Below are 24,602 nucleotides of genomic sequence, written 5' to 3' on the forward strand. Positions count from 1 at the left end.
AAGCGTCTGAGGCTCAGGCGAGCGCGACTTCCTTGTGCGGCAGCTCGGCGCGCACGCGCCAGCCCAGTTCGGGCGCGATGCGCACCGCCAGGTCGTCCAGGATCTGCTCGTAGGCCTCGCTGTCGAAGTTGTAGGGCAGCTCCACGCGCAGCTCGCTCACCAGCGGCAGCACCGGGTCGCGGTGCAGGCGCTCCAGGATCTCATCCGCGCTGCCCACGAGGTCGCCGGCGAACAGCGTGCGGCGCTCGCCCTGCGGCGACAGCGTGCGCTCGACGCGGCCTGCCGCGAACGCGCGGTAGCGGCGCCGCGTGGCGGCATCGGCACCATCGAGCGGCACGATCACGCGGCCCAGCGCGATCCGCCCGCGCCGCGCGCCCGGCACTTCGCTGGCGCGGTAGCGTTCGACCAGCCCGGTCTGCGCTTCGAGGAAGTCGTCGGTGGTCTCGCCCGTGAGCACGTTGCCCAGCAGCAGGTGAAAGCCGTTGCGCCCCGCCCATTCGGCCGAGCGCAGCGACCCGCCGCCGTACCAGAGCCGCCCGACCAGGCCGGGCGCATAGGGCTGCACGCGCGGACGCACGCGCCCGCCGGCCGATTCGACCACCGTGTCCTCGTCGCCCAGCAGCACGTCTTCGAGGTTGGCGCGCAGCCGCGCGACGCGCTTGTGCGTGAAGTCGACCGTGGCCGGCGGTGCGTCCTGGAAGCGACCGCCCAGCAAGGCACCGTGCGGCGGCGCGCCCGCACTCAGGCCCACCTGCAGGCGCCCGCGCGAGAGGACGTCGACGGTGGCCAGGTCTTCGGCGAGCCGGAACGGGTTCTCGTAGCCCATCTGGATCACGGCCGCGCCGAGTTCGATGCGGCGCGTGCGCTGCGTGGCGGCGGCCAGGAAGGTCGGCGCCGACGACACGGCGCGCTCCAGGTGGCGCTGGCGCACCCAGGCGCTGTCGAAGCCGCGCCGCTCGCCGAATTCGAACAGCCGCAGCGCGGCCTCGAGGCCGGCGTGGGGGTCGGCCTCGTCGTAGTTGCCGGGCGTGAGGAAACCGATGTGGTGGATGGTCATGGTCGTGTCGCTCGCAGGGTCAGAACTTCGGCAACCCCGGCGGGTTGACCTCCGATTTCGGCAGCGCCTCTTCCGCGAGGCGCCAGCGCGCGAGTGCCTTGGCGTAGGTGCCGTTGCGGATCAGGTTGTTGGCCGCGGTGCTCAGCGCCACCGCCAGGCCACTGCCCTTGCGCGTGGCCACGGCCACGTCCGACTTCAGCGGCCAGCCCGCGTTCACGGTGCCGGCCAGCCGCAGCTGCCCGTTCTTCGCGGCCTCGTAGGCCTGCGGTGCGTTGGGGTTGAAGTTGGCATCGACGCGCTTCGTCGTCACCGCCAGCCAGCGCGTCACATCGTCGTCGTAGTACTGGATCGACACCGGCTTCAGGCCCGCGGCCACGTTCTGCCGGTCCCATTCGAGCAGGATGCGCTCCTGGTTGGTACCCGCGCCGGTGGTGAGCTTCAGGCCCGCCACGTCCTTCGGCTCCTTGATCGACTGGATGGCGCTGTCGGTGCGCACGTAGAAGCCGTGCAGGCCGAGCCGGTAGGTCGAGAAGTCGAACTTCTCCTTGCGCTGCTCGGTCACGCCCACGTTGGAGATCACGGCGTCGTACTTGCCCGAGCTCAGGCCCAGCGGCCAGTCGGCCCAGGCGACGGGCCGCAGCTCCAGCTTCAGGCCCAGCGCCTCGGCGATGAGGTGGGCAAAGTCGGGGTCGAAGCCCACCACCGTCTTCGCGTCGGTGGCGTAGGTGGAGATCGGCGGCGCGAACGGCGCGATGGCGATGGTCAGCACGCCCTCCTTCACGAACTTGAAGCTCGGTGGAATGGCGTTGACGGCCTCGGCGTCCTTGCCGGTGTGCAGGCGGCCCTTCTGCTCGGGGCTGAAATCGAAGGTGTCGGCGGCATGCGCCGGCGCGAACGCCATCAGCCCGAGGGCGGCCAGCGCCCCCAGTTTTCTCTTGAGCGACATGGTCCCCTCCCCTCAGTTCTTCGGCAGGCCGGGCGGGTTGGTGCGCGCCACCTCGATCGCTTCGGAGGCCAGGTTCCAGCGCGACAGCGCCTTGCCGTAGTTGCCGTTCCTGATCTGCGTGTTCAGCGCCAGCGTCACGGCCTCGGCAATGCCCGAGCCCTTGCGCGAGGTGACGGCGATCTCGGCGTTGAGCGGCCAGCCGCCCGACACCAGGCCCGCGAGCCGGGTCTTGCCGTCGCGCGCCTCGTAGGCCGCGATGGCGTTGGGGCCCACGTACGCGTCGGCACGGCCCGACTGGATGGCCAGGCGCTGCACCACATCGTCGTCGTAGTACTGGATCTCGATGGGCTTGAGGCCGGCGGCAATGTTCTGCTTGTTCCAGCGCAGCAGGATCTGCTCCTGGTTCGTGCTGGCCGTCACGATGAGCTTCAGGCCCGCGATGTCCTTGGGCTCCTTGATGGCGCCGAGCTTGCTGTCCGACTTCACGTAGATGCCCAGCTGGTCGTTGCGGTAGGTCGAGAAGTCGAACTTCTCCTTGCGCTCCTCGGTCACGGTCACGTTGGACACCACCACGTCGAACTTGCCCGACTGCAGGCCCAGCGGCCAGTCGGCCCAGGCGGTGGACACCAGCTCCAGCTTGCGACCCAGGCTGTCGGCCACGAGCTGCGCGATGTCGGGCGCGTTGCCCACGGGCGTCTTCGTGTCGATGGCGTAGGCCGCGAACGGCAGCCGGCCGGTGGTGGTGCCCACGACGAGCACGCCCTCTTTCAGGAACTTGAAGTCCTTCGCGAGCCGCACGGCCTCGTCGATCTTCTGCGCGCGCGGACGGCCGGGCTGCTCGGGGCTCAGGTCGGGCGCCGGGGCGGTCTGGGCCGTGGCGGCGATCGGCAGCAAGGCCGCCAGGAGAACGGACAGGAGAAGGCGTCGATGGGTCATGAAAAGCGGTCGGTTGGAAAAGAGAAAGAGAAAAAAACTCAGAGCACCTTGGCTAGGAATTCGGCCGTGCGCGGGTGCCTCGGCGCGTTGAACACCTGCTCGGGCGTGCCGGTCTCGAGGATGCGGCCCTGCTCCATGAAGACCACGGTGTCGGCCACCTCGCGGGCAAAGCCGATCTCGTGCGTCACGATGACCAGCGTGGTGCCGGAGCTCGCGAGCTCCTCGATCACCGCGAGCACCTCGCCCACCAGCTCGGGGTCGAGCGCCGAGGTGGGCTCGTCGAACAGCAGCACCTTGGGCTTGAGCGCCAGCGCCCGCGCGATCGCCACGCGCTGCTGCTGCCCGCCCGAGAGCTGGCGCGGGTAGGCGTCCTTGCGGTCGACCAGGCCGACGCGGGCCAGCAGGTCGGTGGCCAGCGCCTCGGCCTCGGCGCGCGGCAGGCCGCGCACCGACTGCGGCGCCTCGACGATGTTCTCCAGCACCGTGAGGTGCGGGAACAGGTTGAAGTTCTGGAACACCATGCCCACGTCGACGCGGCGCGCGAGGATGTCCTTCTCGTGCAGCTCGTACAGCGTGTCGGCGTCGCGCCGGTAGCCGATGAGCTCGCCGTCGATGGCAATGAAGCCGTCGTCCACGCGCTCCAGGTGGTTGATGGTGCGCAGCAGCGTCGACTTGCCCGAGCCCGACGGCCCGAGGATCACGGTGACGCTGCCGCGCGGCGCGGTGAAGGTCACGTCGTCGAGCACCTGCAGCGCGCCGAAGCGCTTGGACACGCCGTGGATCGTCACCTCGCCGCCCGGGGCGCGCGAGCCGTTCCAGCGCGGCACCTGCGCGGGCACCGGCGCCGGTGCCGACACGGGCACCACGGCCGGCGCCCTGCCCCGCGCCCACAGCCCGTGCACCACGCCGCCCAGCCACGAGCGCGGCGCATGGCGCAGCGCCCCGCGCGAGAAATGCCGCTCGATGTAGTGCTGCGCCACCGACAGCACCGTGAGGATCACGAGGTACCACACGGTCGCCACCATGAGCAGCGGAATCACTTCCAGGTTGCGCCGGTAGATGATCTGGATCGTGTAGAACAGCTCGGGCAGCGCCAGGATGTAGAGGTTCGAGGTGCCCTTGGCCAGCCCGATGATGTCGTTGAAGGCCGTCGGCAGGATGCTGCGCATGGCCTGCGGCAGCACGATGCGCGAAGCCTGGCGCCGGCGCGAAAGGCCCAGCGCCGCTGCTGCTTCCAGCTGCCCCTGGTCCACCGACAGGATGCCCCCGCGCACGATCTCCGAGGCAAACGCCGCCTGGTTCAGCGTGAGGCCCAGCAGCGCCGCCACGAAGGGGCTGATGAGCTGTGTGGTCGGGTACGAGAAGAACGTGAGGTCGGTGAACGGCACGCCCAGCGACACGGTCTCGTACAGGTAGCCGAGGTTGTTGATGATCAGCAGCAGCACGATCACCGGCACCGAGCGAAAGAGCCAGGTGAACACCCAGGCCAGCCGCGCCAGCAGCGGCGAGCGCGACACCCGCGCCAGCGCCAGCCCCGTGCCGAAGAAGAAGCCCAGCACCGCGCCCAGCGCCGTGAGCAGCAGCGTGCGGCCCAGCCCGGCCAGCACCGGCTCCGAGAAGAACCACTGCGCGAACACCGGCCAGCCCCAGCGCGGGTTGGTGAGCACCGAATGCAGCACGAGGCCGATCACCGCCACCGCGAAGACGGTGCCGACGGTGCGCGCCGGGTAGGTCGCGGGGACGATGCGAAAGTGCGAGTAGTCGCCCTTGGCGGGCGGTGCCGCATCGCTGCGGCGCAGGGGTGCCGTGGGGGTACGAGGCTCCGGACCGGCGTCGAGCACGGTGGTCGTGTTCATCGCGACACCGCCTCGCTCAGCGCCGCACCGGCGCGGCCTTGCGTGGCCCATTGCGCCAGGTGCTTCTCGAACGGCAGCTTGCGCGGCGTCTCGGGGTCGGCGTCGTCGGTGAAGAGCGCCGTGTAGCCATGGCTGCGGTACAGGCCCACGGCCTCGGGCTGGCGAAAGCCGGTCGTGAGGTAGATGCGCTCGTAGCCCTGGCGCAGCACCTGCGCCTCCAGCTCGGCCAGCACGCGGCTGGCCAGGCCCTGGCGGCGCAGCGCGCCGTGCGTCCACACGCGCTTGAGTTCGGCGGTGCGCTCGTCGTGGCGCATGAAGGCGCCGCCGCCGATCGCCACGCCGTCGCGCAGCAGCAGCACGAAGTTGCCGTGCGGCGGCGCGAACACCTCGGGCGCGTAGCGGTCGATCTCGCGCGGCGCGCCGGGCTCGCGCAGCACGTCGCCGTAGCGGCTGTCGTACTCGAAGGTAAGCCCCTCGATCAACGGCCGGGCCAGCGGGTCCAACGGCGTGGTGTAGAGAAACTGTTCGCTCATGGGGTGGTTTCCTGGGTGTCGCCGTCGGCGGAAAGAAAGCGCTCGGCCAGCCGGGCCCAGTACACGGCCGCGGGCGCGAGGATCGCGTCGTTGAAGTCGTAGCGCGGGCTGTGCAGCGAGGCGCTCTCGCCGTTGCCGAAGAACACGTAGCTGCCGGGACGCGCCTGCAGCATGTAGGCGAAGTCTTCGCTGGCGGTGCGCGGGCGGAAGGCCGGGTCGACCCGCTGCGCGCCGAAGGTGTCCAGCGCCACGGCGCGCGCGAAGGCGGTTTCTTCGGCGTGGTTGACCACCGGCGGAAAGCCCGGCCGGTAGTCCACCTCGGCCTGCGCGCCGAAGCTCTCGGCCTGCGCCCGCGCCAGCGCGGGAATGCGCTGCGCCAACAGTGCGCGCACCTCGGGCTTGAACGAGCGTGCCGTGAGCTTGAGTTCGACCGTGTTCGGAATCACGTTGGAGGCCTCGCCGCCATGGATGGAACCGACCGTGACCACGCCCATGTCCAGCGGATCGACGTTGCGCGACACCACGGTCTGCAGTGCCGCGATCAGGTGCGCGCTAGCGACCACGGGGTCGACCGTCTCGTGCGGCTGTGCGCCGTGGCCGCCCTTGCCGCGCACCGTGATGTGGGCCTGGTCGATGGCCGCCATCGCGGGGCCGGTGACGCAGCCGACGTGCCCTGCCCCCACGCCGGGCCAGTTGTGCAGGCCGAACACGGCGTCGCACGGGAAGCGCGTGAACAGGCCCTCGTCGATCATCTTCTTGGCGCCCGCGCCGAGTTCTTCGGCGGGCTGGAAGATCAGGTGCAGCGTGCCGCGAAAGCTGCCCGCCTCGGCCAGGAAGCGCGCCGCCGCGAGCAGGATCGCCGTGTGGCCGTCATGGCCGCAGGCGTGCATCACGCCCGCGTTCTCGCTGGCGTACGGCAGGCCCGTGGCTTCCTGGATCGGCAGCGCGTCCATGTCGGCGCGGATGCCGAGGCTGCGCCCCGGCCCGCGCCGCAGCGTGCCCACCACGCCGGTGCCGGCGAGGCCCGTCGTGACCTCGTAGCCCCAGGCCGCGAGCCGCTCGGCCACGAGGGCCGAGGTGCGGTGCTCCTTGAACGACAGCTCAGGGTGCTGGTGGATGTCGCGCCGCAGCGCAATGAACTCGTCGCCGTAGCCCGCAATGGTGGATTCGACGCGGTGGATGTCCTTGAGGGCCGGTCGTGGCAGCGCGGCGCCCATCAGGCGGCCTTGCGCTCGGCGGTGGCGCCGCCCTGCGGCGCGGCATGGCGGCTCGCCTTGCGCGGCAGGCCCAGGTGGTCACGCAGCGTCTGGCCGGGCAGCGTGCGCTGGTAGCGGCCGCGCGCCTCCAGCGCCGGAATCACGAACTCGATGAAGTCGTCCAGGCCCTGCCCCAGCACCGGGAAGCCGAGGATGAAACCGTCGGCCGCGCCCTCGTCCACCCAGCGGATGATCTCGTCGGCGATGCGCTCGCCCGTGCCCACGAACTGCGTGCGCGGCGTGGCGACTTCGAGCGCCACCTCGCGCAGCGTCTGGCCCTTGGCCTTGGCATTGGCCTTGATGCGGTCGGTGGTCGAGCGGAAGCTGTTGCGACCGATCTCGCCCAGCTCGGGAAACGGCGCATCGAGCGGGTACTGGCTGAAGTCGTGGTGGTCGAAGAACCGGCCCAGGTAGGCCAGCGCCTCCTCGACCGTCAGCAGTTCGCGGATGGCGAGGTACTTCGCCTCGGCCTCCGCCTCGGTGGCAGCGACCACCGGGCCGATGCCCGGGAAGATCTTCACGTCGCCGGCCTGCCGCCCCTGCGCCACGGCGCTGGCCTTCACCTGCTTGAGGAACGCACGCGTGTCTTCGAGTGAGGGCGAATGCGTGAACACCGCGTCGGCGTACTTGCCCGCCAGGCCGATGCCCGCGTCCGACGAACCGGCCTGGAAGATCACCGGCTGCCCCTGCGGCGAGCGCTGGATGTTCAGCGGCCCCGCCACCTGGAAGAAACGGCCCTTGTGGTCCAGCGTGTGCAGCTTGTCGCGGTCGAAGAAGCGGCCGCTCTCGCGGTCGCGCACGAAGGCGTCGTCGTCCCAGCTGTCCCACAGGCCCTGCGTCACGGCCAGGTACTCGTCGGCGATCTCGTAGCGCAGCGCGTGCTCGGGGTGGGCGCGGCTGTAGTTCTTCGCGCTGCCTTCCAGCGGCGTGGTCACCACGTTCCAGCCCGCGCGCCCGCCGCTGATGAGGTCCAGCGAGGCGAACTGCCGCGCCACCGTGAACGGATCGCTGTACGAGCTGGAGATGGTGCCCGCCAGGCCGATCTTCGTGGTGACGGCGGCCAGCGCCGAGAGGATGGAAATCGGCTCGAAGCGATTGAGAAAGTGCGGGATCGACTTCTCGTTGATGTAGAGCCCGTCGGCCACGAACGCGAAGGCGATGCCCGCGGCCTCGGCCTTCTGCGCGCTGCGGATGAAGAAGTCGAGGTTGACGCTGGCATCGGCCGGGCCGCCCGGGTGCTTCCAGGCATTCATGTGGCTGCCGGCCCCTTGCAGCATGACGCCGAACTGGATGTTGCTCATGACGATCGTTCTTGTGGTGGGAAAAAGAAAAGACTCAGGCCAGCGCGGGTTCGCGGGCCTGCGCCAGCAGCTCGACCGCCGTGGCACGCGCGCCGAAGTCCGCCACCGGGATGTCGATCACGAACTCCTCGATGCCGTGGCGCGCGCTGAGGGCTTCGAGTGCGTCGCGCACCTCGTCGCCGGTGCCGGCGATGACATGCGGGCGCCGCTCCTCGGTGCGGTAGTCGCTCACGCCGGCCTGCCGCGCGAACTCGGCGGCGGCTTCGAGGCTGGGCAGGTTCACGCTCTGGCCCGTGGGCAAGGTCACGCGGAAGCTGCGCAGCGCGCCCACGCGCTCGGCGGCCTCGTCGTGCGTCTCGGCGGCGAAGGCGAACAGCGCGAGCAGCGGCGCGCGGCCGGTTGCGCCGCGGTAGGCGTCGATCGATTGCTCGATGTTCACGGGGTCGCCGTTGAAGTGACCCGCATAGACGAACTGCCAACCCTGCCGCGCCGCGAGCAGCGCGCTCTCGGGGCTGCCGCCGAGCAGCACGCGCTGCGGCGCCACCGGCGGGAACGGCGTGGCCACCGCGCCGGCCAGCGCATGGTCGGCGGGCACGCCGTCGTGCAGGAACGCATCGAGCTCGCGCAGGCGCGCTTCGAAATCGAGGGCCTTCGCCTTCACCGGGTCGTGCAGCGATTGCAGCGCCTTGCTGGTCAGCGGCAGGCCGCCCGGCGCCTTGCCGATGCCCAGGTCGACACGGCCCGGCGCCAGCGAGGCCAGCACCTTGAAGGTCTCCGCCACCTTGAACGGGCTGTAGTGCTGCAACATGACGCCGCCGGTGCCGATGCGGATGCGCGAGGTCTTGGCCAGCAGGTGCGAGGCCAGCACCTCGGGCGCCGAGCCGGCGTAGGTGCGGTTGCCGTGGTGCTCGGCCAGCCAGTAGCGGCGGTAGCCCAGCCGTTCGGCGCGCCGGGCCAGCGCGATGGTGTGCTGGAACGCCTGCGCGGCGTCGGCACCTTCGGGAATCAGGCTCTTGTCGAGCAGGGAGAGCGAGTAGGACACGGTGTTCGGCGATGGCGCAGTGGAAGCGGGTGTGCTTCAAATTCTGCGAGCCATCACGCGGGCCGTTTGCGCTGAATTCCTCTATCGATATCTGGAATCTGCGGGGTCGCGCGGTTCACCGCGCCTCACCATGCATAGGGCAAAAGGGCTGCCACGGCCGTGGCGTGCAGCCGCCTGCGCACGCGCAGCGGCACGTGGCCATGCGGCGCGCGGCGTGCCACTTCATGCGGCGACGCCGGCGCGATGCACCAGGCGATGGCGGTCAGCGCAAGGACATGGCGGGCCTGTGCGGCCGGGGACGAAGAAGCGACGGTGTGCAGTGGCATGGCGGGCGGTTTCCCTGGTTCGATGCCGCCGATTCTGCGAAGCGCACCCGCCGTTGCCAACGACGGATTGCGAATGTCCTGATGCGTTTTGCATCGCATCCGCGCGCCCAAAGGTGTTGCCTCGCGCCCCCTGCGATGGCTACGATGGGCACGCAACCACCCAAGGAGCAGCCGCCATGTCGAACCATGTCTACAAGTCGCTCGAGCTGACGGGCTCGTCCAAGACCAGCATCGAGGACGCGGTGCAGACCGCCATCGCGAAGGCGCACGAGACGGTGCGCAACATCCAGTGGTTCACCGTCACCGAGACGCGCGGCCATGTGGTCGACGGCAAGGTCGCGCACTGGCAGGTGACGGTGAAGATCGGCTTCACGCTCGAGTAGCCGCCGCGCGGCCCCGGCCGCTCAGGCGCTGCGCAACGCCGACGTGCCGTCGTAGATATAGCGGCGCGACCACGGGAGCGTGCTTGCCGCCCTGCCCGCCTTGCGCCCCACGATCTGGTAGATCGCCACGTCGTCGTTCTCGAAGGCGTAGGCGCAGCCCGCGAGGTAGATGCGCCAGATGCGGAATTTTTCTTCGTCGACCAGCGCGCGCGCCTCGTCGGCATGGGCCTCGTAGGCGTCGCTCCAGTGGCGCAGCGTCTGCGCGTAATGGCGGCGCAGGTTCTCCACGTCGAAGGCCTCCAGCCCGCCCTGCTGCATGGCCTGCAGCGCGAGGCTGATGTGCGGCAGCTCGCCGTTGGGAAACACGTAGCGGTCGATGAAGTCGCCGCCGCCGTACGACACGCCGCCGCCCTCGGGGTCGGACGAGGTGATGCCGTGGTTCATGACGATGCCGTCGTCGGCCAGCAGCTGTTGCACGCGCTTGAAGTACTCGGGCAGGTTCTTGCGGCCCACGTGCTCGAACATGCCGACGCTGGTGATGCGGTCGAACTGGCCGGTCACGTCGCGGTAGTCCTGCAGGCGGATCTCGATTCGGTCTGCGAGGCCTGCGGCCTTCACGCGTTCGGTCGCGAGGTCGAACTGGTTCTGCGACAGCGTGACGCCGACGCAGCGCGCGCCGAACTTCTGCGCCGCGCGGATCACCAGCGCGCCCCAGCCGCAGCCGATGTCGAGCAGCGTCTGCCCGGGCTGGAGTTCGATCTTGGTGAGGATGTGGTCGATCTTCTTCAGCTGCGCGGTGGCCAGGTCTTCGTCGCCGTTCTCGAAGTAGGCGCACGAATAGACCATGTTCGCGTCGAGCCAGAGTTGGTAGAACGCGTTGGACACGTCGTAGTGGTACTCGATCGATTTCTTGTCCGACGACTTGGTGTGCGCAAAGTAGCGGGCCATGCTTTGCAGCGCGCCGCCAGGCTTGTCGAGCGAGTTCTTCGCCAGGCCGTAGGCGATGTCGATCACGTCGCTGAGCTTGCCTTCGATGTCGATCTTGCTCTTGACGTAGGCCTCGCCCAGGTTGTCGAGCGTGGGCTGCAGCATCAGCGACAGCGCCGCGGGCGATTTCACGTGCAGCGTGACCGCCGGTCCGCTGAAGTCACCGAAGTCGTAGGACTGGCCGTCCCACAAGGTGAGCCGCGCGGGCAGGTTGGCCCGTGCGCGGACCGCGGCGCTCCACTGCGCCAGCTTCTTTTCCCAAAGCATGCATCTCTCCGAGTTGTTGAGTAGTCCCGCCTCCACGGGCGGACGGGTGCTGCAGCGAACAAAACGATAGCGAGAATTTGCGAAACCTGCATTTCCACGACGACGCAAGAAATCGCGGCAGGTGCTATGTTGAAAAGCCCCTCGCGCGGGCCCCAGGCGGCCTACGCGGCTTCCATCGAGGTCGCGTCGTTGCCGGCCTCGCCGAGCCAGCGGCGCTTGTCGCGCAGCGGCGGCGCGCCGAACATGCGGCCGTACTCGCGCGCGAACTGCGAGGGGCTTTCGTAGCCCACGTTGTGTGCGGCGCTGGCCACGTCGGTGCCGGCGATCAGCATCTGGCGGCGCGCCTCCTGCAGGCGCAGCTGCTTCTGGTACTGCAGCGGGCTCATCGCGGTCACGGCCTTGAAGTGGTGGTGGAACGACGACACGCTCATGTGCACCGCGCGCGCCATGTCTTCCACGCGCAGCGACTGCGCGTAGTTCGTGCGCAGCGCGCTGATGGCTTTCGCGATGCGCTGCGTGTGGCTGTCGTGCAGCGCGATCTGGCGCAGACGCGCGCCCTCGCCGTTCACCAGCAGGCGGTACATGATCTCGCGCTTGATGAGCGGCGCCATGATCGGAATGTCCTCGGGCGTGTCGAGCAGTCGCAGCAGGCGCAGCACGGGCTCCAGCACCGGCATGGCGATGCGGTTGACGTACATGCCGCGCGAGGCCGGCGCGTTGGCCTTGGCCGGCAGCTTCTCGTCGCCGATGAGATCGCCGATCTCGTCGAGCGCCAGCTCCAGCCGCACGCCCAGGTAGGGCTCGTTCTCGCTGGTCACGCACACCTGGCCGCACACCGGCAGGTCGACCGAGGTGACGAGGTAGTTCATGGGGTCGTACACGTAGATGTCGTCGCCCACGATGATCCGCTTGGAGCCCTGCGCGATGAGGCCCAGCGCCGGCGTCGCGAAGCCGTGCTTGGGGCCGTCGGGCTTGCTGATGCAGTGCACCTGCAGGCCGGGCACGGCGCATTCGACCGTGCCGTCCTGCCCGCGCGTGATGTGGCGGATGAGCTGCACCAGCTCTTCGCGGGCGGCATCGAGTTCGGGTTCCAGCGGCATCGGCATGGCGAGGACGGTGGCGGTGTCGGGGGTTTCATCAGACATGGGTAGGCCTCTGACAAAGGGGAGCGGCCGCGGTAGCGGCCATGGAGGATTGGGCTGCCCGCAGCTTAGCGTCGCATCCTCTCCTTCGCACGGCCTGCGCACGAGGTCTGGAGAAATAGGCAAAGACTTTGCAGAAACGCGCTCGCCCGCCGGGGCGCGCCGGCGGGATACTTTTTCGCAACCGCCGGCATTCCTGACAGCCGGACGGCCCCTCCCCACCCAAAGGACAACTTTCGATGCAATACCGCCAATTCGGCCGCACCGGCCTCCTGGTTTCCGAACTCTGCCTCGGCACGATGACCTTCGGCGGCGCGCCAGGCATCTGGGACCACATCGGCCAGCTGCAGCAAGGCGAGGCCGAAGGCCTCATCGGCCGCTCGCTCGACGCCGGCATCAACTTCCTCGACACGGCCGACGTGTACTCCGAGGGCCTGTCCGAAACCATCACCGGCCAGGCGCTGAAGAACCTGAAGGTGCCGCGCGACCGCGTGGTGGTCGCCACCAAGGTGCTGGGCGAAACCGGCAGCAAGGGCGTGAACTCAGCCGGCGCCTCGCGCTACCACATCATGGACGGCGTGAAGGCCAGCCTGAAGCGGCTGCAGCTGGACCACATCGACCTGTACCAGATCCACGGCATCGACCCGATCACGCCCATCGAGGAAACGGTGCGCGCGCTCGACGACCTCGTGCGCCAGGGCCACGTGCGCTACGTGGGCGTGTCGAACTGGGCCGCCTGGCAGATCGCCAAGGCGCTGGGCATCGCCGAGCGCGACCGGCTCGCGCGCTTCGAGTCGCTGCAGGCCTACTACACCGTGGCCGGGCGCGACCTGGAACGCGAGCTGGTGCCGATGCTGCGCAGCGAACAGCTCGGCCTGATGGTCTGGAGCCCGCTGGCCGGCGGCCTGCTCAGCGGCAAGGTCGACCGCCACACCGCCACCGCGCAAGGCAGCCGCCGCGCGAGCTTCGACTTTCCGCCGGTGAACGTGGAGCGCGCCTACGACTGCATCGACCTCATGCGCCAGTTCGCCGAGCCGCGCGGTGTGTCGGTGGCACAGATCGCCCTGGCCTGGCTGCTGCACCAGCCGGTGGTGACCAGCGTGATCGTCGGCGCCAAGCGCATCGACCAGCTCGACGACAACATCGCCGCCACCGAGGTGCGGCTCACGGCCGACGAGCTCGCGGCGATCGACAAGGCCAGCGCGCTGGCGCCCGAGTACCCGGGCTGGATGCTGGCGCGTCAGGGCGGCGTGCGCGCCCAGCGGCTGGCCGATTCAGGCCGTCGCGGCTGACACGAGCGGGGCCTCGGTGCGACGCGCGGCATGGGCCGCGCTGGCCCGCAGCGCGCGCAGGTCGAGGTGTTCGGCGGCACGCGCCGCCGAGGGCTCGGCCAGGTGCGGCACCACGCCCAGCAGCGGCGCACCGAGCCGGGCGCGCAGCGTCTGCAGGTTGCCTTCGGGCGAGAGCATCTGCGGCTCGACCACGCTCGCGACCCAGCCGGCCAGCACCAGCCCGCGCGCGCGGATCGCCTCGGCGGTGAGCAGCGCATGGTTGAGACAGCCCAGCCGCAGCCCGACCACGAGGATCACGGGCAGGCCCAGCGCCACCGCGAGGTCGGCCGTGTCCAGGTCGTCGCCCAGCGGCACGCAGAAGCCGCCCACGCCTTCCACCACCACCGCATCGGCCTGCGCCGACAGCCGCTCGAAGGCATCGAGCAGCACGGGCAGCGCGACCTGCACGCCCTCTTCCCGCGCCGCCAGGTGCGGCGACATCGGCGCCTTCAGCACGTAGGGGCAGCGCCAGGCCAGCGGCGCGTCGACGTTGCCGGCCGCCTGCAGGCGCTCGACGTCTTCGTTGCGCCATTCGCCGTCGATGGCATCGAGCCCCGCCGCCACCGGCTTCATGCCGACCGCGCGCAGGCCCGAGGCGGCCAGCAGCGCAAGCATGGCGCTGCTCACCAGCGTCTTGCCCACGCCGGTGTCGGTGCCGGTGACGAACCAGCGGCGCTGCGCAGCGGCTGCCGTCGTCATGCCGCCTCCGGCCACGGTTCGGCCAGGGCCTCACCCAGCGCGCCGATGAGCCGCGCCACGTCGGCCTCGGTGTGGCTGGCCGACAGCGCGATGCGCAGCCGCGCGGTGCCGGCAGGCACCGTGGGCGGACGGATCGCGCCCACGCGCAGACCGTGCGCGTCGAGCCGTTCCATGGTCTGCATGGCGCGCGCGTTGTCGCCCACGATGAGCGGCTGGATCGCGGTCGGCGAATCGGCCAGCCAGGCGCTGCCGTCGGCCGGCAGCACCTGCCTGAGGCCGGTGCGCAGCTGGGTGATGCGGGCGCGCAGCTGGGCGCGGCGGCGCATGCCCTCCTCGCCCTCGATGAGCGCCAGGCTGGTGAGCAGCGCATGCGCCACCGCCGGCGGCGCGGCCGTGGTGAAGATGTAGGGCCGCGCGCGCTGCACCAGGAAGTCGATCACCGTGCGGTGCGCCGCCACGAAGGCGCCCGACACGCCGGCCGCCTTGCCCAGCGTGCCGATCAGCACCAGCCGCTCGGAGCGCAGCGCCAGCGCCTGCAGCGCGCCGCGCCCGGTGGCGCCGAGCACGCCGAAGCCGTGCGCGTCGTCGATCACCAGCCAGGCGTCGTGCTGCTCGGCCAGTGCGAGCAGGCCCGCGACCGGGGCGATGTGGCCGTCCATGCTGAAGACGGCGTCGCTCACGATGATCTTAACCGGCGCGTCGCAGGCCGCCAGTTGCGCGTCGAGCGCCTGCAGGTCGCAGTGCGGGTAGCGTTCCACGCGGGCGCGGGCCAGCCGCGCGCCGTCGATCAGCGAGGCGTGGTTCAGCGTCTCCGAGAAGATCACCGCCTCCCCGTCGCCCAGCGCCGACAGCACCGCCAGGTTGGCCATGTAGCCGGTGCAGAAGAACAGGCTGCGCGCCTCGGGAATGTGCGGCGCCATCCATTCGCCCAGCCGCTCCTCGAGCTGCGCATGGGCGCGCGAGTGGCCCAGGATGAGGTGCGAGCCGCCGCTGCCCGTGCCGTAGCGCGCCGCGCCTTCGGCCAGCGCCTCGGCCAGCGCGGGGTGCGCGGCCAGGCCCAGGTAGTCGTTGCTGCTGAAGCCGAGCATGGTGCGCGGCGCAGCGGCGCCGGCCAGCGTGAGGATTTGCTCGGGCGCGCAGGCGGTCTCCGCGATCTGCCGGCGGCGGCGCAGCGAGCGCGCGTCGAGCGCGGTGATCTCGTCCTGCAGGCGTTCAAGCAAGCGCAGCATCGCGGGCTCCTTCGTCGGCGCGGGCGCCGGATGCGGTGGTGACGGCTTCGAGCGTCGCGAGCGTGCCGTCCACGAGCTGGTCGATCTCGTCGTCGGCGATGGCGTACGGCGGCATCAGGTACACGGTGGCGCCGATGGGCCGCATCAGCAGGCCGTGGTCGCGCGCCGCGAGGTGGAAGCGCTCGGCAAAGCGCGCGCCGGGCTCGCGCACGTCGAAGGCCGTGATCATTCCGCGCTGGCGCAGGTGGTCGATCGGCTGGCCGGCGAGCCCCTCGCGCAGCCGTGCCAGCAGGCGCGCGGCGCGGTCCCGGTTGCGGGCCAGCGCGTCTTCCTGCTCGAACAGATCGAGCGTGGCGAGCGCCGCGCGGCAGGCCAGCGCGTTGCCGGTGTAGGAATGCGAATGCAAAAAGCTGCGCGTAGCGTCGTCGTCGACGAAGCCCTGGTAGATGGCCTCGCGCGTCATCACCAGCGCCAGCGGCAGGTAACCACCGCTGATGCCTTTCGACAGGCACAGGAAGTCGGGCCAGATGCCGGCCTGCTCGCACGCGAAGAAAGTGCCGGTGCGCCCGCAGCCGACCGCGATCTCGTCGGCGATCAGGTGCACGCCGAAGCAGTCGCACAGCGCGCGCACGCGGCGCAGGTAGGCCGGATCGTGCATCGCCATGCCGGTGGCGCACTGCACCAGCGGCTCGACGATCACGGCGGCGATGCTGTCGTGTTGCGCGGCCAGCAGCGCCTCGAGCTCGTCGGCGGCGCGGTTCGCCACCGCGGCGGCGTCTTCACCGGGCCGGGCGGCGCGCGCATCGGGCGAGGCCACGAGGTGCGCGCTGGCGAGCAGCGGCGCATAGGCATCGCGGAACACGGGCACGTCGGTGACGTGCAGCGCGCCCAGCGTCTCGCCGTGGTAGCCGCCGCGCAGCGCGACGAAGCGGCGCTTGCCGGCGCGGCCCGCGTTGCGCCAGGCGTGGAAGCTCATCTTGAGCGCGATCTCCACGGCCGAGGCGCCGTCGGAGGCATAGAAGCAATGGCCCAGCGCATGGCCCGTGAGCGCCGCCAGCCGCTCGGCCAGCTCGACCGCCGGCGCGTGCGTGCAGCCGGCGAGCATCACGTGCGGCAGCGTGTCCAGCTGCGCCTTGAGCGCGGCATTGATCGCCGGGTGCGCATGGCCGAACAGGTTGACCCACCACGAGCTGGTGGCGTCGAGGTAGCGCCGGCCTTCGTGGTCGGTCAGCCAGACGCCCTCGCCGCTCGCGATGGGCAGCGGCGGCGCGACCTCGAGGCGGATGCTCTGGGTGCAGGGGTGCCAGACGTGGCGGCGGCTGCGCTGTTGCCAGTCGGCGTTGGCGCCGGCGTGGGCACCTGCGACGGCTGGCGCGGTCGTGGGGGAGAAAACGTTCGAGGGAGGCACCCGCGCGTTCCTTTCTGGGAGGGCAAGGCGGCGGATCGTATCGACGCGAACGTGCCCCGGCAAACGCCCGGAACGCGCGCAAGAAGAAGGCGGAATGACCGAGGTTGGGCGGCGTAGCGCGTGCGTTCAGGCCAACGTCGCGCAAGCTGGCGACTTCGTGCGGGGCCGCGTCGGCGCGGGGCCGATGCAAGTTGTCCGGCTGCCGTCACAGATGGCGAAGGAATGTCCGCTTTTCAGGGTGTGCGGTGGGTGGATTCCGCTTTTCGGACAGAAGATATGGCTGGTATTCGCAACCGGCTTCAGCCGCGCTTCTCGGCGTTGCGCTTGCGCGTGGCGGCGCCCTTCCTGGCGGATGCCGAACGTTCGGCGGCCGTGCGGTGTGCCGCTGCGGCGCCTCCGAGGCGACCACCCTTGCGAGACGGCGCATGGTTCTCGGGCCGGCCGCGGCCCGAACCGCTCTTCTTGCCGCCGCCGCTCTCGGCATTCACCGTGGCCCAGGCGCGGCGCTCGGCCTCGCCCTTGGCCACGCCGCGGTGCTCGTAGCCTGCCTCGATGTGCTCGGCCTTGCGCTTCTGCTTGTCCGTGTACGACGACTTGTCGCCTCTTGGCATGTCTGCGCTCCTTCAATCAAATGGGATGAAAGAAGCCTTCATGCTGGCCGCCCGTGCGGTGCCGTGAGTCGGAAGAGGCAGGCGCTGCGCGTCAGCGCAGTCTGTCGTGCGCGCTCAGGCCGACAGCACGTTCGCGAGGTCGGCCTTCAGGGCCGTGGCCCGTTCCGGCGCCCGCGCCAGCCCCGCCTCGACCAGCGCCTGTGCCCGTGCGCGGTCGCCCAGGTGCACCGCGATCCGTGCGAAGTGCAAGGCGTTGCGTGCATGGATCTGGTGCGGGTCGGTCTCGCGCAGCATCTGTTCGAAGCTCTGCGGATAGCTGCCATGCCGTGTGAAGAAAGTACGCCCCGGTCCTTCCCACTCGCTCACGATGAATTCGACGTTTTCCTCGGCCTGTTCTTTCGTCTCGCCATAGGCCCATCCGAACGCGGCGCCGGGCGGTGGGTCCAGGCGGTCGCGGAACACGCAGTGCGATTCTTCGAGCGCCTCGGGCGCCACCGGCGTTCCGCCCTCGGGCGGCAGGAAGTCCAGGTGCGCGCCGAGGTTCAGGTAGCAGGCCTTGCCGCCACTCGCACCGTGCACGTTGAACACGTGGATCACCGGCCCGTCGATGCGCCGCAGCGTCTGGCCCGAACCCTGGAAGCCTTCGGCCTTGAGCACGGGAAAGAGGTGGTGCGTGAGCAGCTTGAGGAAGGTGGTGCGGTTCATGGCGCGCGGGGTCTCCGGGTACGCAAGGTGATCGAATAACGCAGGCCCTCGGTCGGGGCGATGGCATGTTGCCATGCCCAGCGCGCCGGTCCGCGCAGCAGGTACACGGAGCGCGGCTCGACGAGAACATCGAGCGCGGCCGGCCCCGACGCGGGCGCGCCCGGCACGTAGGGCCGGAACTGCATCACCGCGTCGCCGCACAGCGAGACGCCCACGATGTCCTCGAAGTCGGGCACGTCGCGGTGCCAGCCCAGCGGCGTGCCGGGGCGGTACTCGGCGATCAGCACGTGGGTGAGGTCTTCGGGCGCCAGGCCGGCCCAGGCGGCGGCCTTCGCGCGCAGCGGGTGCAGCGCCTCGGGCAGCGGCGCGCCGGGCTTGAGGCGGTTGGTGTCGAAGTCGTAGCTGCCGCCGAAGCTGGTGCCGCGCCGGCGCGCCGTGTATTCCTTGTAGCGCATCTCCTTCAGCGGCAGGCCCTGCACGATGCGCAGCAGGCCGGCCTCCTCGTCGCGCGACAGGAACCCGGCTTCGTAGCGCAGGCCCTCGATGGCCGCCACGGGCGCCTCGCCGAACAGGTCGGGCTGGCCGGCGTGCTCAAGGCGTCGGGTGGCGCGCATCGTTTTCCCCGGCCTGCCCGGCCTCCCCGGCCAGCTGCACATGCCACCAGCGCGGCAGCAGCTCGCGGATCTCGGCGCGCGCAAAGCGGTCGTCGAGCAGGTGCAGCACGCCCGTGTCGGCCTCGGTGCGGATCACGCGGCCGGCGGCCTGCACCACCTTCTGCAGGCCCGGGTAGAGATAGGTGTACTCGTAGCCCTTGCCGAAGCGCGACTGCATGCGCTCGCGCGTGATCTCGTTGAGTTCGTTGTACTGGGGCAGCCCCAGGCTGGCGACGAAGGCGCCGATGAGCCGGCTGCCCGGCAGGTCGATGCCCTCGCCGAAGGCACCGCCGAGCACGGCGAAGCCGATGCCCTGCCCGCCTTCTTCGAAGCGCGCCACGAAATCGTGGCGGTCGGTTTCGCGCATGCCGCGCGTCTGCGTCCACACGGGCACGCCGGGGTGGCGCAGCGAGAACGCGGCGCAGGCCTTGTCCAGGTAGTCGAAGCTGCTGAAGAAGGCCAGGTAGTTGCCGGGCAGGCGTTCGAACTGCGCACCGATGATGTCCGTCACATGGCGCAGCGAGCCGGCGCGGTCGCGAAAGCGCGTGGAAACGCCGGTCGCCACCTCCACGCGCAGCTGCTGGCCGCGAAAAGGCGATTCGACGTCGAGCAGCGCCGTGTCTTCGGGCAGGCCGAGCGCGTCGCGGTAGAACGCGAACGGCGCGAGCGTGCCCGAGAAGCAGGTGACCGACACCGCGTCCGCGAAGCGGCCTTCGAGGAAGGGCCCGGGCACGAGGTTGCGGATGGCCAGGCCGCGCTGTTCCTGCGTGGCGCCCAGCGTGCGCTCGAACACCGAGTGGTCGTCGAAGACCTCGGCCAGCCGCGCGAAGTGCAGCGCGTCGAAGAAGAAGCGCTGCAGCGGCCCCTGCGCCGCATCGGGCGTGGCGGCGAAGTGCTCGGCCATCGCGGTGTTGGCGGCCTGCAGCGTGCGTAAAAAGCGCTCGGGGATCTCGTCGGCGGTGTCGTAGCCGGCGGTCTGCGCCTGCTGCAGCGTGTCCCATTCGCGGAACAGCCGCGCCAGCGGGCCGCGCACGGCGGCGGGTGCGGCGCGGTGCGCTTCTTCGAGCGCCGCGCCTTCGAGCTTGGCGGTGTACATGCCGCGTGCGCGCTCCAGCAGGTTGTGGGCCTCGTCGACCAGCACGGCCACGCGCCAGTTCGCGTCCTTCATGCTGGCGAAGAGGAAGGCGCTGCCGTCGAAGTAGTAGTTGTAGTCGCCGACGACGACGTCGCTCCAGTGCGTCATTTCCTGCGCCAGGAAATAGGGGCACACCTCGTGCGCGAGCGCGACCCGCCGCAGCGCTTCGCGGTCGAGCCAGCTCACCTGCGCGGCCTCGGCGCGCGCGGCCGGCAGGCGGTCGTAGAAGCCGCGCGCCAGCGGGCAGGCCTCGCCGTGGCAGGCGCGGTCGGGGTACTCGCAGACCTTCTCGCGGGCCGCGAGTTCGAGCACGCGCGGCCGGTGCGCGCCGCCCTGCCCCAGCACGCGCAAGGCGTCGAGCGCCACGGGCCGGCCGGAGGTCTTCGCGGTGAGGAAGAACACCTTGTCGAGCTTGTGCGCCGCGCGCGCCTTGAGCAGCGGAAAGAGCGTGGCCAGCGTCTTGCCGATGCCGGTGGGCGCCTGCGCCAGCAGGCAGCGCCCGCCCACGGCGGCGCGGTAGACCGCCTCGGCCAGTTCGCGCTGGCCGGTGCGGAAGTCGGCATGGGGAAATTCGAGCTGCGCCAGCGCGTCGTCGAGCGCGCCGCGGTGCGCGGCCTCGCGCTGCGCCCAGTCGCTGTAGCAGGCGCACAGAGCCTCGAAGTGGGTGCGCAGGGTGTCGCGCGTGTGCTGCTCTTCGAGCACCGTCTCGTCGCCGCTGGCCAGGTCGAGGTAGACCAGCGCGACGGTCAGGTGCTCGAGCCCTTCCTGCGCGCACAGCATCCAGCCGTAGCAGCGCACCTGGGCCCAGTGCAGCGCGCGGTGGTTGGCGCGGATGGCGTCGAAGTCGCCGCGAAAGGTCTTGATTTCTTCCACCCGCGCCTGCGCGGGGTCGTAGCCGTCGGCCCGGCCGCGCACGCGCAGCGTGCCGCAGGTGGTGGCCAGCGGCACCTCGCTCTGGTAGTCGCCACCGCGCCGGGCCTGCACCAGCGCGTGGCCGGCCATGCCTTCGAGCGCGCTGGGCGCGGGCACGAAGCGCAGGTCGAGATCGCCCGCCTTCGCGCCGAAGGCGCACAAGGCCTTGACGGACACGACGTGCGCCGCCGAAACGGCGGCTGACGGAGCGGAATGGAGGTCGGAAGGCATGCTGCCGATACTGGATGAAATCACAGTATAGCGAGCGCCGAATGCGGCAATACGTCACACAAATCGGTATCGAGGCCTTCTCCGACAGGTCAAATGAGCTTTTTCGGCAAGACTTGACAAGTTTTGCTTACAAATGCATTCATGAAAACTCCCTCCGCGATCGACCCCGTCGAATTCGACCGCCTGCTCAGCCGCAACCTCAAGCTGCCGCTGCTGGGCGGACTGATCGGCGCCGTGGCCTTCGTCGCGCTGATCCTGTATCTGCTGACGAGCCTGAGCTGGGTCGAGCACACCGACCAGGTCACGCGCGCCGCCAGCGAACTGCAACGCCGTTCCATCGACATGGAAACGGGCATGCGCGGCTTCCTGATCACCGGCGAGGAGAGTTTTCTCGAGCCCTACCAGTCCGCCCTGCCGCGCCTGAAGGCCGACACCGACGCGCTGCGCCGCCAGGTGTCGGACAACCGCCAGCAGGTGGAGCGTGTCGACCGCATCGTCGGTCTGCAGGAGTCGTGGCTGAACTTCGCGCGGGAAATGATCGAGGCGCGGCGCAACGGCATCGATCCGCAGGCCACCGTCCGGCTGGGCCGCGGCAAGCGCCTGACCGACGACCTGCGCGCCGAGTTCACGGCCTTCATGGACACCGAGCAGACGCTGCGCTTCCAGCGCAACACCGAAGCCAACCGCACGAGCTGGTGGGTGGTCGGGTTGTTCCTTCTCTTCACGCTGGTGTACTCGGGCCTGGTGGCGTTCTTCGGGCGTCGGCAGCTGATGCGGCTGTCCGACAGCTACGACGTGGTGCTGGGCGAACAGGCGGCGCACGCCGAGCGCCTGTCGCAAGAGGCCTGGCTGCGCAATGCGCAGACCGAGCTGGTGGGCGAGTTGGTCGGCGAACTCAGCGCGCCGGACATGGGCCGCAAGATCCTGGCGTTCTTCTCGCGCCACCTCGGCAGCTCGGTCGGTGCCCTCTATGTGCGTGAACGCCACGGGCCGCTGCGCCGCGCCGCGAGCTACGGTTTCTCCAGCGAAGCCGAAGCCTCGCCGCAGGTGTTCTCCCCCACCGAAAGCCTGGTCGGCCAGGCGGCGGCCGAGCAGCGCCGCATGCTGATCGACCCGGTGCAGGCCGACTACCTGAAGGTCAACTCCGGCCTCGGCGAAATGGCGCCCAAGGCCGTGCTGCTGCTGCCGGTGGCGGCCGACGGCGCCGTCAACGGCGTGCTCGAACTCGGCCTGCCGGGCACGCCCGACGCGCGCAGCGAGCAACTGTTCGACCTCGTGGCCGACGACATCGGCACTTCGCTGGCGGCGGCGCGCTACCGCGAGCAGCTGCAGGACGTGCTGGCCGAAACGCAACAGCTCAACGAGGAACTGCAGGTGCAGCAGGAAGAGCTGCGCACCGCCAATGAAGAGCTCGAAGAACAGTCGCGCGCCCTGCGCGCCTCGCAGGCCATGCTGGAGAACCAGCAGGCCGAGCTGGAGCAGACGAACAGCCAGCTGTCGGAGCGCACCGAAGCACTCGACCAGCGCAACACCGCGCTGCGCCGCGTGCAGCGCGACCTGGAAGACCGCGCCGACGAACTGCAGCGCGCCAGCCGCTACAAGTCGGAGTTCCTCGCGAACATGTCGCACGAGCTGCGCACGCCACTGAACAGCGCGCTGATCCTGGCCAAGCTGCTGGGCGACAACCCGCAGGGCAACCTGTCGCTGGAGCAGGTGAAGTTCGCGGAATCGATCTACGCCTCGGGCAACGACCTACTGGTGCTGATCAACGACATCCTGGACATCGCCAAGGTCGAGGCCGGCAAGCTCGAACTGGTGCCCGAGGAGGTGCCGCTCGACAAGCTGGCCCAGAGCCTGGAAAGCACCTTCCGCCCGCTCGCGACCGACAAGAACCTGGAGTTCCGCCTGGAGCTGCGGCCCGACGCGCCGGCCCTGCTGGTCACCGACCGGCAGCGCGTGGAGCAGATCCTGAAGAACCTGCTGTCGAACGCGATCAAGTTCACCGAGCGCGGCGAGGTGGCGCTCACGGTGTCGGCCACGGCCGACGGCGGCGCGGCCTTTGCGGTGCACGACTCGGGCATCGGCATCGACCCGCAGCAGCACGAGCTGATCTTCGAGGCCTTCCGCCAGGCCGACGGCACCACCAGCCGGCGCTACGGCGGCACGGGGCTGGGCCTGTCGATCTCGCGCGACCTCACGCAGCTGCTGGGCGGCTCGCTGACGGTGAAGAGCGAGGCCGGCCAGGGCAGCACCTTCACGCTGCAGCTGCCGCCGCGCGCGCCGCAGGCGATGCCGGCGCCGGCCGTGCCGGTGGGCACGCTGCGGTCGGTGTCGAGCGCCTCGCCCTCGCATGCACCCGCCGTGCTGTCGCCGCCGCCGCTCGCGCCCCCTGCCCCGGCGCCCGTGGTGCCGGCCCCGCGCTTCGCGGACGACCGCTCGATCCCGCGCGACCAGGTGCGCCGCGTGCTGGTGATCGAGGACGAGCCGCAGTTCGCCCACATCCTGTACGACCTGGCGCACGAGCTGGGCTACCGCTGCCTGGTGGCGCACGGTGCGGCCGACGGCTTCGAGCTGGCCACGCAGTTCGTGCCCGACGCGATCCTGCTGGACATGCGCCTGCCCGACAGCACCGGCCTGGACGTGCTGCAAAAGCTCAAGGACTCGCCGCACACGCGCCACATCCCGATCCACGTGGTCTCGGCTGCCGACAACGCGCAGGCCGCCGCGCTGCACATGGGCGCCATCGGCTTCGCGCTGAAGCCGGCCACGCGCGAGGAGCTGACCAAGGTGTTCGGCCGGCTGGAAGAAAAGCTCACGCAGAAGGTCAAGGTCGTGCTGCTGGTGGAAGACGACGCCTTGCAGCGCGAGAGCGTGATCAGGCTGATCGGCGACGACGACATCGAGATCGTCGCGGTCGGCTCCGGCGAAGAGGCGCTGGCGCTGCTGCGCACGCGCGTGTTCGACTGCATGATCACCGACCTGCGGCTGCCCGACATGCAGGGCAGCGAGCTGCTCAAGGCCATGGCGGCGGAAGAGATCGTGTCGTTCCCGCCGGTCATCGTCTACACCGGGCGCAACCTCACGCGCGACGAAGAAACCGAGCTGCAGCGCTACTCGCGCTCGATCATCATCAAGGGCGCGCGCTCGCCCGAACGTCTGCTCGACGAGGTGACGCTGTTCCTGCACAAGGTGGAGGCCTCGCTGTCCAGCGAACGCCAGGGCATGCTGAAGACGGCGCGCGGGCGCGACCGCATCTTCGAGGGCCGCACCATCCTGCTGGTGGACGACGACGTGCGCAACATCTTCGCGCTCACCAGCGCGCTGGAGCAGCGCGGCGCCACGGTCGAGATCGGGCGCAACGGCCGCGAGGCGCTGGAGCGGCTGGACCAGGTCAGCGAGATCGACCTCGTGCTGATGGACGTGATGATGCCGGAGATGGACGGTCTGGAAGCCACGCGCCGCCTGCGCGCCGACCCGCGCTTCGCGAAGATGCCGGTGATCGCCATCACCGCCAAGGCCATGAAGGACGACCGCGACCAGTGCCTGGCCGCGGGCGCCAGCGACTACCTGGCCAAGCCGGTCGACCTGGAGCGCCTGTTCTCGCTGTTGCGCGTGTGGATGCCGAAGATGGAGCGCCTGTGACCCGCAAGCCCCTG

21 protein-coding genes are annotated in these 24,602 nt (G+C 70.2%); 3 read left to right on the plus strand and 18 right to left on the minus strand.

Annotated features, from left to right (window positions below; all coding sequences use genetic code 11):
* Positions 1 to 13: 13 nt before the first annotated feature.
* The 9 genes from AC07OX_RS19125 to AC07OX_RS19165 all read right to left on the minus strand — a co-directional run bounded on the left by AC07OX_RS19125 (position 14) and on the right by AC07OX_RS19165 (position 9,253).
* Complete coding sequence (locus tag AC07OX_RS19125) at positions 14 to 1,057, minus strand: LLM class flavin-dependent oxidoreductase (RefSeq protein WP_487847004.1); 1,044 nt, start codon at positions 1,055 to 1,057, stop codon at positions 14 to 16.
* Between the two features lie 19 nt (positions 1,058 to 1,076).
* Positions 1,077 to 2,003 carry an ABC transporter substrate-binding protein gene (locus AC07OX_RS19130; protein ID WP_495261566.1) on the minus strand — a complete coding sequence of 309 codons (927 nt, stop codon included), beginning with the start codon at positions 2,001 to 2,003 and terminating at the stop codon, positions 1,077 to 1,079.
* A 12-nt stretch (positions 2,004 to 2,015) separates the two neighbouring features.
* Positions 2,016 to 2,939, minus strand: coding sequence for an ABC transporter substrate-binding protein (locus AC07OX_RS19135; protein WP_495261567.1), 924 nt, complete (start codon positions 2,937 to 2,939; stop codon positions 2,016 to 2,018).
* 38 nt (positions 2,940 to 2,977) lie between these two features.
* Positions 2,978 to 4,795, minus strand: a complete 1,818-nt coding sequence (locus tag AC07OX_RS19140) for an amino acid ABC transporter permease/ATP-binding protein (RefSeq protein WP_495261568.1) — start codon at positions 4,793 to 4,795, stop codon at positions 2,978 to 2,980.
* Positions 4,792 to 5,328 (minus strand): GNAT family N-acetyltransferase, encoded by a 537-nt coding sequence (locus AC07OX_RS19145; protein ID WP_159271875.1) that lies wholly within the window; start codon positions 5,326 to 5,328, stop codon positions 4,792 to 4,794. The genes AC07OX_RS19140 and AC07OX_RS19145 overlap by 4 nt, the downstream gene beginning before the upstream one ends.
* Positions 5,325 to 6,545 (minus strand): M20 aminoacylase family protein, encoded by a 1,221-nt coding sequence (locus AC07OX_RS19150; protein ID WP_495261569.1) that lies wholly within the window; start codon positions 6,543 to 6,545, stop codon positions 5,325 to 5,327. Before AC07OX_RS19150 ends, AC07OX_RS19145 begins: the two co-directional genes overlap by 4 nt.
* Complete coding sequence (locus tag AC07OX_RS19155; protein ID WP_495261570.1) at positions 6,545 to 7,885, minus strand: LLM class flavin-dependent oxidoreductase; 1,341 nt, start codon at positions 7,883 to 7,885, stop codon at positions 6,545 to 6,547. Before AC07OX_RS19155 ends, AC07OX_RS19150 begins: the two co-directional genes overlap by 1 nt.
* 34 nt (positions 7,886 to 7,919) lie before the next feature.
* Positions 7,920 to 8,927: an LLM class flavin-dependent oxidoreductase gene (locus AC07OX_RS19160; protein ID WP_495261571.1), complete on the minus strand. Its 1,008-nt coding sequence runs from the start codon at positions 8,925 to 8,927 to the stop codon at positions 7,920 to 7,922.
* Between the two features lie 125 nt (positions 8,928 to 9,052).
* The gene (locus tag AC07OX_RS19165; protein WP_062482175.1) at positions 9,053 to 9,253 is read right to left on the minus strand and encodes a hypothetical protein; all 201 of its coding nucleotides are present in this window, start codon (positions 9,251 to 9,253) and stop codon (positions 9,053 to 9,055) included.
* A gap of 176 nt (positions 9,254 to 9,429) precedes the next feature.
* Between AC07OX_RS19165 and AC07OX_RS19170 the strand changes: the two genes are divergently transcribed.
* Positions 9,430 to 9,636 (plus strand): dodecin, encoded by a 207-nt coding sequence (locus AC07OX_RS19170; RefSeq protein WP_062482179.1) that lies wholly within the window; start codon positions 9,430 to 9,432, stop codon positions 9,634 to 9,636.
* A 21-nt stretch (positions 9,637 to 9,657) separates the two neighbouring features.
* On the opposite strand, the gene AC07OX_RS19175 is transcribed toward AC07OX_RS19170, so the two are convergent.
* Positions 9,658 to 10,890, minus strand: coding sequence for a class I SAM-dependent methyltransferase (locus AC07OX_RS19175; RefSeq protein WP_495261572.1), 1,233 nt, complete (start codon positions 10,888 to 10,890; stop codon positions 9,658 to 9,660).
* A gap of 161 nt (positions 10,891 to 11,051) precedes the next feature.
* Positions 11,052 to 12,035, minus strand: coding sequence for an AraC family transcriptional regulator (locus AC07OX_RS19180; RefSeq protein ID WP_062482185.1), 984 nt, complete (start codon positions 12,033 to 12,035; stop codon positions 11,052 to 11,054).
* A 236-nt stretch (positions 12,036 to 12,271) separates the two neighbouring features.
* Here AC07OX_RS19180 and AC07OX_RS19185 point away from each other — a divergent pair, with 236 nt between their 5' ends.
* Positions 12,272 to 13,324: an aldo/keto reductase gene (locus tag AC07OX_RS19185; protein WP_354347019.1), complete on the plus strand. Its 1,053-nt coding sequence runs from the start codon at positions 12,272 to 12,274 to the stop codon at positions 13,322 to 13,324.
* Here the strand turns inward: AC07OX_RS19185 and bioD are convergent.
* The 7 genes from bioD to AC07OX_RS19220 all read right to left on the minus strand — a co-directional run bounded on the left by bioD (position 13,307) and on the right by AC07OX_RS19220 (position 20,946).
* On the minus strand, positions 13,307 to 14,062 hold the full coding sequence (gene bioD, locus AC07OX_RS19190) for a dethiobiotin synthase (RefSeq protein WP_495261573.1): 756 nt from the start codon (positions 14,060 to 14,062) through the stop codon (positions 13,307 to 13,309). The genes AC07OX_RS19185 and bioD overlap by 18 nt on opposite strands.
* A complete protein-coding gene (gene bioF / locus AC07OX_RS19195) occupies positions 14,059 to 15,291 on the minus strand; it encodes an 8-amino-7-oxononanoate synthase (RefSeq protein WP_495261574.1) in 1,233 nt (410 codons plus the stop codon). Before bioF ends, bioD begins: the two co-directional genes overlap by 4 nt.
* Positions 15,275 to 16,699: an adenosylmethionine--8-amino-7-oxononanoate transaminase gene (locus tag AC07OX_RS19200; protein ID WP_495261575.1), complete on the minus strand. Its 1,425-nt coding sequence runs from the start codon at positions 16,697 to 16,699 to the stop codon at positions 15,275 to 15,277. The genes bioF and AC07OX_RS19200 overlap by 17 nt, the downstream gene beginning before the upstream one ends.
* Positions 16,700 to 16,998: 299 nt before the next feature.
* Complete coding sequence (locus tag AC07OX_RS19205; RefSeq protein WP_495261576.1) at positions 16,999 to 17,310, minus strand: plasmid stabilization protein; 312 nt, start codon at positions 17,308 to 17,310, stop codon at positions 16,999 to 17,001.
* A gap of 114 nt (positions 17,311 to 17,424) precedes the next feature.
* Positions 17,425 to 18,015, minus strand: a complete 591-nt coding sequence (locus AC07OX_RS19210) for a DUF4304 domain-containing protein (RefSeq protein WP_495261577.1) — start codon at positions 18,013 to 18,015, stop codon at positions 17,425 to 17,427.
* On the minus strand, positions 18,012 to 18,629 hold the full coding sequence (locus AC07OX_RS19215) for an alpha-ketoglutarate-dependent dioxygenase AlkB (RefSeq protein WP_447743900.1): 618 nt from the start codon (positions 18,627 to 18,629) through the stop codon (positions 18,012 to 18,014). The genes AC07OX_RS19210 and AC07OX_RS19215 overlap by 4 nt, the downstream gene beginning before the upstream one ends.
* Positions 18,607 to 20,946 carry an ATP-dependent DNA helicase gene (locus AC07OX_RS19220; RefSeq protein WP_495261578.1) on the minus strand — a complete coding sequence of 780 codons (2,340 nt, stop codon included), beginning with the start codon at positions 20,944 to 20,946 and terminating at the stop codon, positions 18,607 to 18,609. Before AC07OX_RS19220 ends, AC07OX_RS19215 begins: the two co-directional genes overlap by 23 nt.
* Before the next feature lie 141 nt (positions 20,947 to 21,087).
* Between AC07OX_RS19220 and AC07OX_RS19225 the strand changes: the two genes are divergently transcribed.
* Complete coding sequence (locus AC07OX_RS19225) at positions 21,088 to 24,588, plus strand: response regulator (protein WP_495261579.1); 3,501 nt, start codon at positions 21,088 to 21,090, stop codon at positions 24,586 to 24,588.
* Positions 24,589 to 24,602 lie beyond the last annotated feature (14 nt).

The sequence above is a fragment of the Variovorax sp. GW821-FHT09D07 genome (genome assembly GCF_059416345.1).